This window comes from Chitinophaga sancti (assembly GCF_034424315.1).
In the GTDB taxonomy this organism is placed as follows: Bacteria; Bacteroidota; Bacteroidia; order Chitinophagales; family Chitinophagaceae; genus Chitinophaga; species Chitinophaga sancti.
The window spans coordinates 1620391-1636038 of record NZ_CP139972.1 but is presented as its reverse complement, the minus strand read 5'-3'; the positions used below and the strand labels follow the sequence as shown (position 1 = coordinate 1636038).

At 38.9% G+C, this 15648-nt stretch carries 14 protein-coding genes; 7 read left to right on the top strand and 7 right to left on the bottom strand.

Annotated elements, in window-relative coordinates:
- Nucleotides 1-11: 11 nt before the first annotated feature.
- From U0033_RS06095 to U0033_RS06080, 4 genes are read right to left on the bottom strand one after another with little or no spacing between them, the layout of a single operon-like run.
- The gene (locus tag U0033_RS06095) at nt 12-218 is read right to left on the bottom strand and encodes a hypothetical protein (protein ID WP_072366554.1); all 207 of its coding nucleotides are present in this window, start codon (nt 216-218) and stop codon (nt 12-14) included.
- 11 nt (nt 219-229) lie between these two features.
- The gene (locus U0033_RS06090; RefSeq protein WP_072366556.1) at nt 230-625 is read right to left on the bottom strand and encodes a hypothetical protein; all 396 of its coding nucleotides are present in this window, start codon (nt 623-625) and stop codon (nt 230-232) included.
- The gene (locus tag U0033_RS06085; RefSeq protein ID WP_072366558.1) at nt 609-1523 is read right to left on the bottom strand and encodes a HEPN domain-containing protein; all 915 of its coding nucleotides are present in this window, start codon (nt 1521-1523) and stop codon (nt 609-611) included. The genes U0033_RS06090 and U0033_RS06085 overlap by 17 nt, the downstream gene beginning before the upstream one ends.
- Before the next feature lie 31 nt (nt 1524-1554).
- Nucleotides 1555-2292, bottom strand: coding sequence for a sensor histidine kinase (locus U0033_RS06080; protein ID WP_072366560.1), 738 nt, complete (start codon nt 2290-2292; stop codon nt 1555-1557).
- Nucleotides 2293-2551: 259 nt separating this feature from the next.
- Between U0033_RS06080 and U0033_RS06075 the strand changes: the two genes are divergently transcribed.
- The 5 genes from U0033_RS06075 to U0033_RS06055 all read left to right on the top strand — a co-directional run bounded on the left by U0033_RS06075 (nt 2552) and on the right by U0033_RS06055 (nt 6931).
- Nucleotides 2552-2986 carry a helix-turn-helix transcriptional regulator gene (locus tag U0033_RS06075; protein ID WP_072366562.1) on the top strand — a complete coding sequence of 145 codons (435 nt, stop codon included), beginning with the start codon at nt 2552-2554 and terminating at the stop codon, nt 2984-2986.
- Between the two features lie 401 nt (nt 2987-3387).
- Nucleotides 3388-4143, top strand: a complete 756-nt coding sequence (locus tag U0033_RS06070; RefSeq protein ID WP_072366564.1) for an IS5 family transposase — start codon at nt 3388-3390, stop codon at nt 4141-4143.
- Nucleotides 4144-4754: 611 nt separating this feature from the next.
- Nucleotides 4755-5795 (top strand): phosphoribosyltransferase-like protein, encoded by a 1041-nt coding sequence (locus U0033_RS06065; RefSeq protein ID WP_072366566.1) that lies wholly within the window; start codon nt 4755-4757, stop codon nt 5793-5795.
- Between the two features lies 1 nt (nt 5796).
- A complete protein-coding gene (locus tag U0033_RS06060) occupies nt 5797-6408 on the top strand; it encodes an NADAR family protein (protein ID WP_072366568.1) in 612 nt (203 codons plus the stop codon).
- Nucleotides 6409-6466: 58 nt separating this feature from the next.
- Nucleotides 6467-6931 (top strand): transposase, encoded by a 465-nt coding sequence (locus tag U0033_RS06055; protein WP_072366570.1) that lies wholly within the window; start codon nt 6467-6469, stop codon nt 6929-6931.
- Nucleotides 6932-7284: 353 nt separating this feature from the next.
- Here U0033_RS06055 and U0033_RS06050 read toward each other — a convergent pair whose 3' ends face one another.
- The 3 genes from U0033_RS06050 to U0033_RS06040 all read right to left on the bottom strand — a co-directional run bounded on the left by U0033_RS06050 (nt 7285) and on the right by U0033_RS06040 (nt 10143).
- On the bottom strand, nt 7285-8100 hold the full coding sequence (locus U0033_RS06050; protein WP_322518462.1) for an IS3 family transposase: 816 nt from the start codon (nt 8098-8100) through the stop codon (nt 7285-7287).
- A gap of 26 nt (nt 8101-8126) precedes the next feature.
- On the bottom strand, nt 8127-8411 hold the full coding sequence (locus U0033_RS06045; RefSeq protein ID WP_072366656.1) for a transposase: 285 nt from the start codon (nt 8409-8411) through the stop codon (nt 8127-8129).
- 238 nt (nt 8412-8649) lie between these two features.
- Nucleotides 8650-10143, bottom strand: coding sequence for a hypothetical protein (locus U0033_RS06040; protein WP_143150968.1), 1494 nt, complete (start codon nt 10141-10143; stop codon nt 8650-8652).
- A gap of 515 nt (nt 10144-10658) precedes the next feature.
- On the opposite strand from U0033_RS06040, the gene U0033_RS06035 reads away from it, so the two are divergent.
- Together U0033_RS06035 and U0033_RS06030 are read left to right on the top strand one after the other, a co-directional pair.
- A complete protein-coding gene (locus U0033_RS06035; protein ID WP_072366269.1) occupies nt 10659-11900 on the top strand; it encodes an exonuclease SbcCD subunit D in 1242 nt (413 codons plus the stop codon).
- 4 nt (nt 11901-11904) lie between these two features.
- Nucleotides 11905-15636: an AAA family ATPase gene (locus tag U0033_RS06030; RefSeq protein ID WP_072366271.1), complete on the top strand. Its 3732-nt coding sequence runs from the start codon at nt 11905-11907 to the stop codon at nt 15634-15636.
- Nucleotides 15637-15648: the final 12 nt, after the last annotated feature.

Genomic DNA, 15648 nt, shown 5'->3' with positions numbered 1-15648 from the left:
TGCCGGGTACCTCATCCCGGCTTATCCCTCTCTTCCTCCTTTGTAAAGGACAGAAATACCTTTGTGGCTTTTACGATTACAGGATCATTGGTATGTAGAAAATCGTTTACCGATACGTGGTTAACGTAAAACTGTACCAATGCCTGCAAGGTACATTGGGTAATTTCCGTAAGAATATAGCTGTCGTGCGTGTGGCGCAGGGTAAGTTGCTTTTTCATATGGTTATTATTTATTGCCGGTTATTGTGCTTGTCCAATTGCTGATACCATTCCTTGATCAGGGCTGTATAGCTTTTTGTATGATCGGCCTCGCTTATCAGCGCGATTGTCTGCTGGGTATAGTATATACATATTTCTCTTTTAACCTTGTCCGGTATTGCCGTAATGTGAATTGTATGCGTATAGGCAGCAAACACCGATGTAGCTAAAGAATAGATATCTTCTTCCTCCTTTAGTAAATAGGAGACAATCAGGATATGATCTATCCAGAACTGGATAGCTTCCTGCTCATCCACTCCCAGTTGCTTACAAGCCATTTGGAATCTTGCTGGCAGGAATACTTCTATTGTCAGGCTTGGCCCTGATCTTTCAAGATTTACAGTGGGGCGGTTAGGCTGTTGTCTCATGTGTAGTTGTTATAGGAAATACAATTGGTTGTTCCCTATCCAGTTCTTGCAGTTTTTTCTGGTAAAGGGATTCGGCTACGGACATTAATTCCTTTATCCTGTCTATGAGGATAGCAGCCTTTTCAGCAGATACAGTATAATCTTCTTTATAGCGGGCATCCGAATAGGCTTTGTTTAACAGGTTGAATAGTTCCGTTTCTGCCCTCGTCAATCGGGGGAAAATAACGGATGGCTCCATACTGAAGTTATCAATCAGGGCTAGTAAGCGGGATAGATTATGGGTGGTTGACCGGTAACCGGTGATTCCTCTTAATATTGCCATACAGGTATGTTGCGCTGCCTGATGGAGGTTAAATACTGCCTGCTCCGGCCAGTTGTCTTGCTGGCAATCAGTGGCTGTCTTGAAAAACCGTTGGGCGGTAGTAAAACATCGGGTCCATTGGGTGATAATCCGGTTTTTAAGCTCTTCTTTCGTTGGTTCAACGGGCAGGTCTGCAGTCAATGGTTTTCCATTGCTGTAAACAGGTACGGCTTTACGGTAAACGGTCGTGTCAAAACGATAACCGGCAGGCAGCCCTTCCATAAATGCTGCATACTTCTGCACCATACAGGTGATTTCACAGGGTAATGATGCCGCTTGCTGCTCTATTAACTGGATAAGTTCATATTCCGGTCGTTTTTCTGTATCCGTGGTTAGGATCAGCAAGTCGAACGTTGTCGGGAATATCGTTTCCCGGTAATCTTCACCCGGCCAAAAACAACTCCAGTCCTGCATAATGGTTGTACGGGTGCCTAAGCACCAGATTAGTTCCGGTTGCAGAACAAGTAGGATTTTCTCTATCAGCTTTGCCAGTTGTATGATCTGCTGTTTGGACAGATGGGGTAGATGTGTGCGCATAGGTACTTTTTGATGTTATTTTGAGAACGGTTTACCGGTAAACGGGAAGGGTTACAGTAAAAACGGTATTTCCCCGCTCGCTTTGCACAGCAAGAGCACCGCCCAAAGCCTGTGTATACTGCGCGCTAAGAAACAGTCCTAACCCGGTGCCTGCCAGGCCATTGTCTAACCTCTCGTATGGCATAAATAAACGGGAGGCTTTATCCGGCGGGATTTCCATGCCCTGATTGATAACCTGTAGGCAGATTACATTATTTTCCAGGCGGCACTTTACGGTAATAACAGTGCCGGGGTGGCTGTATTTAAGAGCATTGGAAAGCAGATTTTGCAGTATCTGCCCAAGTTTTACAGGATCTGTGGTAACCTGTATGTTTTCCAGCGAGGGATGCAGTATAAGGCAAATATCCTTTTGTTGCAGGGCCGCAGTCCTTTCCTGTTGACGAACGACCGGTGTTATCCATAACTGGAAATCAATCTGGCAGTAGGCAGGTGTAATATCCAGTTTACCGTTATGGAATTTTACGGTAGCAAGCATATTATCCAATACATGTAGGGTATCAAGAGTTGTAGTTTCCAGCGCCTGAAAGAAGGCTTCCGAATTGCTGCCTTCGCGGATATACCGGCAAACCTGGACAGTGCCGGCTACTTGTGTACGTAGTTCATGGGCAAACATACCGAGGAACAGTTCTATAGTCTGTGGGGCGCTTTTTTGAGCTAAAGCAGCCGGTGGTAATGGGGTAATAGTGTTGTTTTCAAATGAGATTGGCATAACTGGCTAGTTTAATGGTGTTAAGGGAGATGGTTGTCCATAACAGCTCCGGTAGAGTATTGCACTACTGGCGGCTGTTGGATACCTGATTCGTATGGTAAATTACCATCCCCGGTAACCGTACCCCACTAAGCAAGCCTGTGCGTTAACAAAAAATAGTTGTATTTTACCGGGTAGTTAACCGGGAATAACCCTTGGTATCTCACCAGCCCGGATGAAGTAGGACACCAAATTATTAGTTTTCAATATCTTTGTGACTATGACAATTACCAGTATGCCTGAAAAAGTACACCAAGGACGCGCGGTAAAACGCCTTAGAGAAATCCTGCATGTTAAACAGGATGTATTGGCTGATGCCCTCAATATCAGCCAGCAGAGTGTTTCTTTATTGGAAACCAAAGAAACCATTGAGCCGGAGCAGTTGGAGTTGATTGCTAAGACGTTGAAGGTGCCGGTGGACGCGATTAAGAATTTTAATGAGGATGCTGCCATTTATAATATTCAGCATAATTATGAAGGGGCCACTGCGAACTCGACCCACTTTGGCCGCGACTATTTTAACTGTACGTTTAATCCTATGGATAAGTACATCGAGGCAATGGAGGACATAAAGAAGTTAAATGCTGCTCTTTTAAAAGAAAAAGATGAGAAGATTGCTTTGCTAGAGAAAATGCTGGCAGATAAGAAAAAGTAAAAGAAATAGTTTTATTCTATTTGAGCCACTTATTTAGCATAGGTGGCTTTTTGTTTTGATCAGCGTTAACGTCATATAAGAAACGCGTGCTAATAAATTCAATCAGGATAACTATACTGGAATAATTTTATAGCGAAAGGTTAGTTTTTCAATTACTATTCATATCGTAATAGTCAGTTTTATCCTGATTAGAATGATATGGAACATACTTTCACTTTGAATAATAAATATTACCAATTCAGGATTACCTGATAATACCATAATCTATAGCCTACTGAAATGGACCAAAATTCTGGTGGTTTTGAAGAAGCAAGTATCTTAGAACATGTTTAAAAATAAATCGGCGGGAAATTAGTTAAAAACGAATCGATCAATTAGTTTGGATTTACGAGAAACAAACTATGAGACCGAAGTACACATTATTGACCGATTTGCACTGGCAAAGTATAGAAAAATTATTAGCAGACAAAAGAAAGCGTAAATATTGTCTTCGAAACATATTTAATGCTATTCTATGGGTCTGCAGAACGGGTTGTCAATGGCGCAATTTAAGCAGCGAATTCCCTTACTGGCAAATCGTTTACTATTATTTTAACAAGTGGAAGAAAAATGGATTCTTTGAAAAGGTTATGAGTAAGGTTGTAAGAAAAGAAAGAATGAGGCAGGGCCGAAATTATGCACCTTCTACAGGAGCGATTGATAGCCAGCGTATAAAAAAAAGTCCATTTATAAATATAGAAACAGGCATTGATGGCGGAAAGCATATTGATGGACGAAAAAGGCACCTGGCGGTGGATAGCCTGGGCTTACCAATAGCAATCAGTGTTAGTGCAGCAGATATTCATGACTCAGTAGGTGGATTTGACTTATTGTGGAGAATAGAAAAAAATAGTTCAAGAATGAAGCTTATTCGTACTGACATGGCTTACAGAGGTGAATTTAGTGATACGGTTGAACAGCACTATAAATGGAATATAGAAATAACTCAGAAACCGCCGACAGTAAAAGGTTTTATTCCACAAACCGGTAGGTGGCAGGTTGAACGATCATTCGCGTGGCTGAATTTTTTCAGAAGGTTAGATAAGGATCATGAAAGGCTACCTGAATCATCTGTTGCATTCATCCAGGTAGCTTTCATTAATATACTTCTAAAATGAGTCGTTCGGAATTTTAAACATGTTCTTAAATGCAACGGAATTTAGTTTTTATAGTTAACTTATGAAAGATTCATAACTCATTAAGGTAGAAATCAGGAACAACAGGAAAAGGTACTACCTATGCATCATATAACAAATGGTGCCCTATTGGCTATTAGTTTAACTGTCCAGAACTAGAAAAACGCGGCTGGAATAAGTAGCTTGTATTATAGCCTATTTATCATCCGTTAAATTTTCCCGATCCTGACATCCCATAAAAGCCCGAAAAATCTCAATGGAATTTATAAAATAAGTTGTAGTAAATCACATTAAAATCAGTGAGTTATCAACGTGGCAGAATAATAATAACCCTGTAAATCAATTAATTACAGAGCCATTGCGTTCCAGAAGAGAAATAAATGGACCTTATATTAATAGATTCACTTATTTTATGTAATTTATTTAGCGAAATAAAAAACAAGGGATTAAAATTCAATAAATTACCTATTCATCAATAAGTTAATCTGGGAACAATCAATTTTAATAGATTTGTGAGTTATAATCTAGTAATCTAATTTAGTTGGCGACTGGATAACTGATAACAGTATAAATTATATAAATAATATTGGATAATGCTTGGAGATTTATCGAAAAAAATCTCGACAATCTTAAACGATTATGAAAATAATCGAATGACAGAGGAGCACGTCGTCAAATGGGTATGCCAATTTGATGAAGCTGATCGAGTATTTATACTTGAGGAATTAAGTATCATTTTTGAAAAAACGTATTTAACAAAAGATGAATGTAAAAATTTTTTAAAAGTAGCTATAAACTACCTCACTAAAACATATGGATATTCATCTGGAGAAGAACTCATGGTTAACACTGTAATTTTGGACTTACAAAAAGATGGTAAGAGCCAAAAAGAATTAATTGATCTGTTGGGTGAGGTTTTGCAAGAAAATTATAACATGACTTTGGATAACTGTGGACAAACACATTCTCATTATCTTTATTTAGATGATGTGTTAGCTACAGGAAATACATTATTTACCAATCTTTGTAACTGGTTAAAATCCTCTAATGCTCACAATGCAGCAATTACTAATTACGAATACATTAAGCAAAAAGATATTAAAGTAAGTTTATGCTTTACATGTTTACACAGTTGGGGAGCGAATAACACAGAATATCGGCTAATGATGGAATTTGATGATAAAATTAAAAAATACATTAAGTTCAGTAGAGCATATGAAATCGAAAATAACGCTAAAGCTTACAATTCTAAGTTGAATTTGATGATTCCAATAGCAGATCAACCAAACGAAATTAAGGCCTACCTTACTTCTCTAGATGCAGATAAATATGAGGATAGAGCTTATCGTAAGGAAGGAACTCCAATTTCTGAGACGTTATTTTCCTCAGCTGCTAACAGAATAAGGCTTGAAAACATTTTTCTTCGAAAAGGCATTGAGATTTTAAGTCAAGTTAAAACATTAACAGTTAAACAGATTAGGCCCTTAGGCTACACTATTAAAAGCCATAAAACATTTGGATTAGGTACAATGTTTTTTACTTATAGGAACATTCCTAATAATTGCCCTATAGTGTTTTGGTGGGGGAATAATTGGTATCCATTATTTAATCTTAAAAATAGAGGTAATAGCTAAAATGATGCAGAGAGATATTACTAATTTTAGAACATATATCATTTCAGAGTCTGTTGTTTTTAGTAAGACAAACGAGGCTTTCGGAGGACTTTCCAATATGGCACCAGGCTTTCCTCTTTTTGTCAATGATAACATTGTTTCCAATAGTGAAATGCTTTATCAGGCGATGAGGTTTTCCCTATTTCCAGACATTCAATATGAGATAATATCTCAAAATAGTCCGATGACGGCTAAAATGATTAGCAAAAAACATCTTGAAAGATCTAGACAAGATTGGGAGCAGATTAAGATAAAAGTTATGCGTTGGTGTCTAGAAGTTAAGCTGTGCCAAAACTGGGATAAATTCAGCGAGTTACTAAAACAAACAGGCACCAAGTCTATTGTTGAATTTTCAACAAAGGATCAATTTTGGGGTGCCTCAAAGAATGGATATAACAATGAATTAATTGGGCAGAATGCCCTCGGCCGATTGTTAATGGAAATGAGAGAGAAATTTATTTTACAAGAAAAAAAATTACTAAAAGTATCCCCTTTAAATATTACAGGATTTCTACTTTATGGGAATGAAATCGAGTCTATTTATAGTGACTCGGTATATACTTTAGAACATTAAGTAACGAAAATTTACGATGTTAGGTAGGATCGTATTGCAAAGCTGATTATAGCGTAGTATGAGATGCACCAGTAAAACCGGACAGTCAATTTGCTTAACTTTACGAAGCAATGACAACGAAAAAAGACAAAAAAAGACGCGCAGGAAGCATGATGCCACCTTCAAGGCAGAAGTGATCAAAATGGTATCCTCTGGACGTTCTGTTTCTGATGTAGCTCAATCCATGGGTATTGGGGAGAACCTGGTCTATCAATGGAAGAATGCAGAGAAGGTCGTCCGGCAAACGCCCGGAGAGGGCGGCAACGAGGTATCAGGCCAACAAGACTTATTATCGGAAAATGAGCGATTGAAAGCAGAACTACGTCGCGCCGAACGTAAGCATTTCGTTTGCTTTTGTTCTTTTTTTGGCAATGTTCAAATATTGCTTCCTCGCAATTCTCCGATACATTCGCGGCATCAACAGTTCTGCTACCTGACATCCCCGCTCTATCATCCTTTCCAATTGACGGCACCCCTCATTTAATAATTTGATATCTGTTGGATATTCGATCTGTTGCTCTGACACTGTCGCATCTAGCATGACTGTTCCTGATTTGCAGGAGTGTAACGTATCATTGCTGCACGGTTTTGGAGATGAATCTTTCAATATACAAACACTTCTATAGCAAAAAACAAGCCATATTATGTTGATTAACAATATTCTATCATTATATCAGCAAACCCTAATTACAGCCAACGTTCGAGTATTTGCGAAGGCAGGGAATATGGTGGTCCCCAGTCTTAGGACCGGTAATCGTTCCTTTTAAGCTTTTAAGTGTTAAATGATTTACTGGGCTTTGCCCTGTGAATCATTTGGCACAAGCCCCCGGCAGGGGATTATGCGGCTTTGGCCATATAGGCTTCTATTGGGGTTGAATAATCCAATGATTGATGCACACGCGTACGATTATAAAAATTAAAATATCCTTTCAGTCCCTGATAGAGCGAAAGACCATCTTCGTGTACGTTCAGGTAAATGTGCTCATATTTAACACTCCTCCACAGTCGTTCGATCCATATATTATCCAGTGCCCGACCTTTCCCGTCCATGCTTATTTTGATTTCATGTTCTTTTAACAGACCGGTAAACACTTCGCTGGTGAACTGACTGCCCTGATCTGTATTAAATATTTCCGGCTTACCGTGTTTCAAAATTGCAACATCTGCAATATCTCTGCACCACTCTGCATTCATGGTATTACTTATGCCCCAGTTGACTACGTAGCGGGTATGTACATCAATAATGGCGCATAAATACATGAAGCCCTTTTTCATCGGAATATATGTAATGTCGCAACACCAAACCTGGTTAGCTTTATTGATATCGATGCCTTTGAGCAGGTAAGGATATATTTTGTGAGATTTATCCGGCTTACTGGTGTTGGGTTCCTGGAATAGTGTGTTCCAGTTTACCAATTTCATCAGACGTCTTATTCTCTTTCTGTTAATATTATACCCTTTTAGACGCAATAAAGCCATCAATCGACGTTCCCCATAGAAAGGTGTCAGAAAGTATTGCGCGTCAAGAATGCGCATTATTTCCAGGTTCTCGCTTGTCTCCGATACAGGAACATAATACAAACCACTCCTGTGCAGCTTTAAAAGCTCACATTGACGGCGAATACTAAGGTATGGATGATTTGGTTCAAGCATGGAACGACGGCTGGATAATGACCTGGTTACAATTTTTTTTTCAGGAAGTCATTCTCAACTTTAAGCTGACCTATCTGTGCATACAATTTCTCCAGTTGATCAGCTTGTTGTTCCTGTTGTTTGTTTCCAGATTCTGAATCAAACGCACTGGCAAGTTTGGCTGCCGCCTCTCGTTTCCATGTATTGATTTGTGTGGGATGCAAATCATACTTCTTAGCTAGTTCTTCAACTGTACTACGCTCTTTTAAGGCTTCCATGACTACTTTCGCCTTGAAGTCTCCAGTGAATTTTCTTCTGCTTTGCTTTGTCATTATTTTGGCAATTTAAGATGTTTTTTACAATCTTAATTACCGGTCCAAATTTCGGGTACCATTATAGAATTCATTGAATGTCCAGCCCGTTACAAATGCCCACTTGAAAATATGTTATTGAAGTTAAGAACTAAAGCTGAACATTAGACGTCGAGCCCGAACTGCTGCTGATACTTCCACTTAGCTGATGTTACGTTGTCCAGCCCTGCTTTTGCAAATACTTTTGTTAGCTGCCGTATTACCGCTTCGCTCTATCTAACAAAGCTTCTAACTCTTTCCTGCCTATTTCAATTGTTGTGGATAAATTCGATACTTTTTGGTAGTCTGTTTGAGCTTGTTGACTTAATTTGTCAATACTTTCTAATGTGTTTTTGTAATTAATCACATTTTCTTTTAAACTTTTCAAAACAGAATTGTACTGATTAGCCTTTCTATTAAAGTCTAAATCAAGTTGAGGTGTGATATTTTTATTTGTTGAATCAAATGTCTCTTGTTTTAAAGTCAATTCGTTTGTCGTACTTGCAATAGGTATAATGACGTCTATTGAATTTGTTTTTATTAACGTGCTGTCAATATTTTGTAAGGCAGAGTATTGCTGTGTTATTGAAGTTTTTAGGCTTTCTGCTTTAGCTAAAGCAGAGTTTTTTTGTAGAATTCTATCTTGTTGAGTTAAATAGGCATTTAAAGCAGGTGTGTAGTCTTGTGCTAAAAACTTTAAATATACGTTTAGCGTAGAATCAACATTAGAATAGGTTTTAGCTCGTGTATATTTATAGCTTGCGTCAACACCAATTGGTTGAACAACTTCTACACCTGTAGGTGGTATCTGGAAGTCTATGTCTGCATTGAATGAAACAGCATTATATTTTCGTGCCGATAACTTTATTTTGTCAACAACATACGCTGACGAAATGAAAATTAACTGATAATCACCACCACCTAATTGTTTATCTTTCATATCTGAAACGCAAGATTTAATAAAAAAGTCATTTGTTGGGTCTTGCAAAATTTGAAATACGTTTTTATCATTCGGTTGCCACTGTTCAATATGTGCATTTTGAATATCCCAAATTACTTCCATTAAGTTTGAACTACTAAACGAAGTAGAAAGACTTTTCAGAAAGGGAACACCAGAAACACTAAGACTCGCAGCATTACTACTATTAATAAAATTTGTAGTGTTATAATACTGACTATTTATTTTGCGTAATAAATTGTCATTTTTCCACCAGTTTGCAGCGGTCAATGGTAAGACAGTCTTTGATTTTAAATTGATGAATAAAAATGTGCCTAACGGGGGTAATTCATCTGTAGAATATTTTAGAGTATCGGTTAAAATTCTCAATATGTTATCATTCTTCAATTTTGATATTGCGTCGTTAACTTCTATGACATTTAGTTTGTCCAATACGGGTACGACCAATTGATATTCATTTTTTTCATTTGATGATAAAACATCATATGCTTTAACCAATGGTAAAGTTTCTATTCCTCCGCCAAGTCCAATAAATTTTACTTTTTCCCCGCTTTTAACTTTAAAATCAAACTCCTTTGATTCGTTCGGATTTAATACAAACAAAAAGTCAGGATTGTCTTTTTCGACACCTTTTATAATCTGGGCAGAAACTTGAATTGGTACTGCTGTGTTGTTAGTTAATTTAAAAGAAAACTTTTTAGCGTAACTGCTTAATGTCATTGTAGCAAAAAGAAAAATTGTAATTAATTTTTTCATATTCTAAGTTTTGGTTTGTGTCGAATATTATGGTGTGTCAAAATATGGCAGCTAACACTTAAATATACGGCGTTAAGCGGCTTTTGCCTAAAAAAATCAGTATCGATAATCAAAGAAGTAGTGTTCGCTTTTAAAATTGTTACGGCGCAAATACAAAATAAATATTATTACCAGTCAACCTTTCCGCTATGCCACAAATCATCCAAAGGGCTCACAATATTAATGAGCGCCTTCTTACTAACGTGCAAATAAGTCCGCAGACAAGAAAGTGGACATAGAACGTCTACTTTCTTGTCCCAAAACCTTGGCAAGTTACAGCCCGAATGTGAGATACCTCTTAATGGTCTCTATCTACAAAACATACCTGCTGTGTTATGCATTATAAAATATAGCCTTGTTATAATATAAAGTGAAACACCTAAAAATCATAAATCCAAACGATTCATAGATGCATAAAATATAGAATACGTAACTCGGATTGAAATATAACGTATATTAGTAGTAATTAACCTGCTATGAAATTGCTGCATACCGCCGATTGGCATATCGGCCAATTATTCCATGAGTATGATCGAACCTACGAGCATCAACAATTTTTAAATTGGCTGGTAGAAACCCTGACCAATGAGCAAATAGACGTATTGCTTATCAGTGGAGATGTATTTGATCTCTCTAACCCCTCTGCCAATGCGCTAAAAATGTTTTATACGTTTTTAAATCGCGCAGTCAAGAGCAATCCTGCGTTGCAAATCGTAGTTACAGCCGGGAACCATGATTCTGCATCCCGTTTAGAATCTCCCACCCCATTGCTGGAATCCTCTAACATACATATTGTCGGACTGGTAGAAAAAGATGCAGAAGGAAACTTTGTTTACGGAAAATTGACTATACCTCTAAAAGACAAGCAAGGTAATATAAAGGGCTGGTGCCTGGCTATACCTTTTTTGCGGATGGGAGATTACCCGGTAATTGCAGATTGTGAAAATCCATATACAGAAGGTGTTACGGCCTTATATAAAGACGCTTATGACTACGCACTTGAAAATAAACAGCCCGGACAAGCAATTATTGCGATGGGGCATTTACATGCGCAACAGGCGGAAATAACGGAGCAGGATAAAACGGAAAGGCTGATAATGGGTGGCGTGGAATGCATCTCTGCTTCAGCTTTCCATGAGGATATTAAATATGTAGCATTAGGCCATATTCACAAAGCACAACGAATTGGTGGAAAAGAACATGTTCGCTATTGCGGTAGCCCACTCCCCATGTCCTTCTCTGAAATTAATTATAACCACCAGGTAATTGTTTTTGAGCTAAACGACGAAAGCATTACTGCACTAACCGCCATTGCGGTACCAGTAGTAATTCCCTTATTACGTTCACCCGCTGTGCATAGCAAACTTACTGAAGTAATTACCGCATTAGAGCAGTTGCCAAATAGCAATAGTCAGGCTGAACCAGCACCTTACCTTGAAGTAAGAGTGTTGCTGGATGGCCCGGAGCCAGCTCTCCGGCATAAAGTAGAAACGTCTTTGGCCGGGAAACATGTGCGTTTAGCAAAAATAGATGTCAGATACGCCAGTTTAACAACTACTGATACTCAACCTGAAATAGTGGCAAGTCAAAATTTGAATGACTTACAACCGCTTGAAGTTTTCTCCAAAGTATACCAATCAAAATATAACAATACTGTACCACCAGAATTGCTTCAAATGTTCAATGCAATCGCTCAGGAAGCAACCCTAACCGATTAACGAGATGAAAATACTTGCCATTCGCATAAAAAACCTTGCTTCACTGGAAGGTATTACTGAAATTGACTTCACACAGGAACCACTTTGTTCTGCCGGAATCTTTTCTATTACTGGTCCTACCGGGGCAGGTAAGTCTACTATATTAGATGCATTGTGCCTGGCACTTTATGCCAAAACGCCGAGATACAAGCAAGCTGAGAGTGGCGTTGACATATACGATGTACAGGGAGCTTCCATCAGCCAGAATGATGTACGTGGTATACTGCGGGATGGTACAGCAGAAGGGTTTGCTGAAGTAGATTTTGTTGGGGTAGATAACCAGCCTTATCGCGCGACCTGGATAGTAAGACGAGCACGAAACAGGGCTGATGGAAACTTGCAGGCCTTTGACGTGGTGCTTAAAAACATCAGTACCAATTCACCTGTTCCGGGAAGAAAAACTGAACTGCTGACAGAAATTGAGCGCCTGGTGGGATTAAGCTTTGAACAATTTACCCGTTCTGTATTGCTGGCGCAGGGTGACTTTACAGCCTTTTTAAAGGCAGGAAAGGACGAAAAATCAGCACTCTTAGAAAAACTCACAGGTACGCACATCTATTCTGAAATATCCAGGCGCATTTATGAAAATCATAGGGAGCAGGCGCAGCAACTACGGGATCTTAATACACAACGGGAAGGGATACAAACAATGACCAGTGAAGAGTTAACTTCCCTGCAAGAACAAAAGAACACAGTTGAAAAAGCCATAAAAGCCCAGGAAAAGTTACTGATTGAATTAAGCAAAGAGATTTCCTGGCATGAACAATTAAACATCCTGCAATCCAGATTAGATGCTGCAAAACTTGACAGTGAACAGACCTTTGCGGTTAAACAGGAAGCCATTCCCCGCGAACAGCAACTACAGCAGATTGTGAGTGTGCAATCAGTAAGACCGGTAGTTGCCCAATTAAGTACTGTACAAGGTCAAATCAATGCGAAGAAAGTCAGCCTGGAACAAATTAGGGTCCAGCTAGATGCATTACAACAAAAAAAAGACGCGCTGGATATTACGCTACAACAAGCAGAGGATAACCTCACAGCAAGAATAGAGGAAGAAGAGGCAGCTTTGCCACTTTTAAATGAGGCAAAGACACTGGATGTGCAATTGGCAGAAAAAGAACGCCAGATATCCCAGGCACAAACAGAGTTTAATACTGCCAGCCAAAAGTTGCAACAGCAGCAACAACAACTTACGCAGAAACAACTTGATGCAGACCATTTAGAAAGTAAGGTTAAAGAGTTGCAACAATGGAACGAAAGCAACACTGCCCGGCAGCCCATTGCGGAACAATATAGTCTTATTATATCTAAGCTAAATGATGCAGGTATTTTGCTTAATACCCAACAAAGCCGTTTATCTCTCGTGCTTGCCGCGGAGGAAGAAATTAAGGCGAAAGAGCAGGACCGGCAGCGATTGAGCAATGAATATACAACCCTTCAGACATCATTACAGCAGGACAGGCAAGAATATGAAAGTCAGAAAAAAGAGTTTTCTGTAATTCCTATTGCCAGTTTAGACCAGGAAAAAAGTACCCTTGATGAAATAATTGAAGACATTATTGCAGCAGAAGCGCACTGGAAAATACTAAGCAGCGCAATTATAGAACAAGCTACTATTACAGAACAACTTGAAGAAAACAGGAAACAACTAAAAGCAGATCTCGAACAACTTGGTAATACGAAAGCATTACTTGAAACTAACGTAACACAGCGAAATACTTCATTAAGTATGCTGGAAAAAGCCCGCCTGGCTGCGGCAGAAAACGTTGAAAGTTTGCGCACAAAACTGGTAGCTGATGAACCTTGTCCTGTTTGTGGAAGTACTTCTCATCCTTATGCCGGGCATAATACCCAACTGGATCATGTGCTTAAAGAGTTGGAAATAAGCCATCAGAAAATAGAAACAGCCTATACAGACAGCCTTACTACACATAGCCGTCTGACGCAGGTATGCGATCAATTAAATAAAGCGATAGCCAATCAGGAGAAAGATCTTTCACTAAAAGAAAAATCTGTTAAGCAGTTAGAAGAAATATGGGGCAGGTTTAAAATAAATGCTTTGGCTTCATCCATAGCCTTTGACGAAAGAGCAACATGGCTACACCAAAAACTACAACAAGAAAAAGACCAGCAACGTGAGTTACGGGATACAATATTGTCTTATAATAATAAAAAAGAGCAGCTGGAAAAGCAAAAAGGCATGCTTGATGAATCTGACAAGCAGCTTACCTACATTGCTAATGCGTTAAAGGATACTGAAAGAACACTAAAATCTCTGGAGGAGCAACGAGATAATCATAAACTGGAAAGAGAAAAAGCACAGACTGGTCTTGAAAATATTCAGCAACATCTTGCTGTTTATTTTACCTCTGAACAATGGTTCCAACACTGGAAAAATGATCCTGATAAATTTGTACTACAGATCCAGGAGTTTGCAGCGCAATGGAAACACAACATCCAACAATTAGAAGAAGGCTTACGGCAACAGGACCTACTAGCTGCCACGTTGAAAGGTATACAGGAACAACTAGTTCATCTATCAGAAGAAACAAGTCAAAAAGAGCAAACGCTATTAAAAATACGGGAACAATGGAACGATCTTTCAGGGAAAAGGAAAGCTATTTTTAATGGAGCGCCTATATCAGTTATAGAAAAAGCTTTCAAGGACGAAATTACTAAAGCCCGGCAGGTATTGGATCAACAAAAATCAGAAAAAGAAATTCTGCTGGCTAGTCTCACCCGTACCACAACTCAGTATGAAGAAACAGGAAAAGAACTATCTGTACATTCAGAACAGGAAACATCCTTTAAAGAGCAAATTCAAGACTGGCTCAATTCTTACAATCAGCAACATTCAACCAGCCTATCAAAAATTGAATTAGATCGCTTATTGTCTTTCACGCCGGATTGGATAGAAAAAGAGCGCTTAGCACTACGTGCCATAGATGATGCCGTAACCCAAGCGAAATCAGTATTGGCTGAGCGGGAACAGAATTTAGATAAGCATCGACAAGAAAGGATGTCAGAACGCACAGCTGAAGAACTGATAACATTACATACAGAAGCCAAATTACACCAAGAGCAAAATAATCAGACCAGTAACGAAATAACCTTTCGACTTCGCGAAGATGCTACTAATAAGCAACGCATAGGAACGCTCTTACAATCTATAGAAACCCAATCATTGGTAGTAGATAATTGGTCAAAACTGAATGAGGTTATTGGTTCTGCGGACGGGAAGAAATTCCGCCAGATCGCCCAGGAATATACACTGGATGTATTGCTAAGTTATGCGAATGTTCATTTAGCCATTTTAAGTAAACGCTACGTCTTACAACGTATACCCAATTCGCTAGGTTTACAGGTGTTAGATCAGGATATGGGTGATGAAATACGTACTGTGTATTCTCTTTCTGGTGGAGAATCTTTTCTTGTATCGCTGGCACTTGCGTTAGGGCTGGCATCGCTTTCTTCCAGCCGTATGAAAGTGGAATCCTTGTTTATTGATGAAGGATTTGGATCGCTAGATCCGGCAACACTAAATATAGCAATGGATGCATTAGAGCGCCTGCATAATCAGGGGCGCAAGGTTGGAGTGATTTCCCATGTACAGGAAATGACGGAACGAATACCGGTGCAGATAAGAGTTAGCAAGCAGCAGAATGGAAAGAGTAAGGTGCATGTTGAAGAAATGTAAAAGACAAATCGT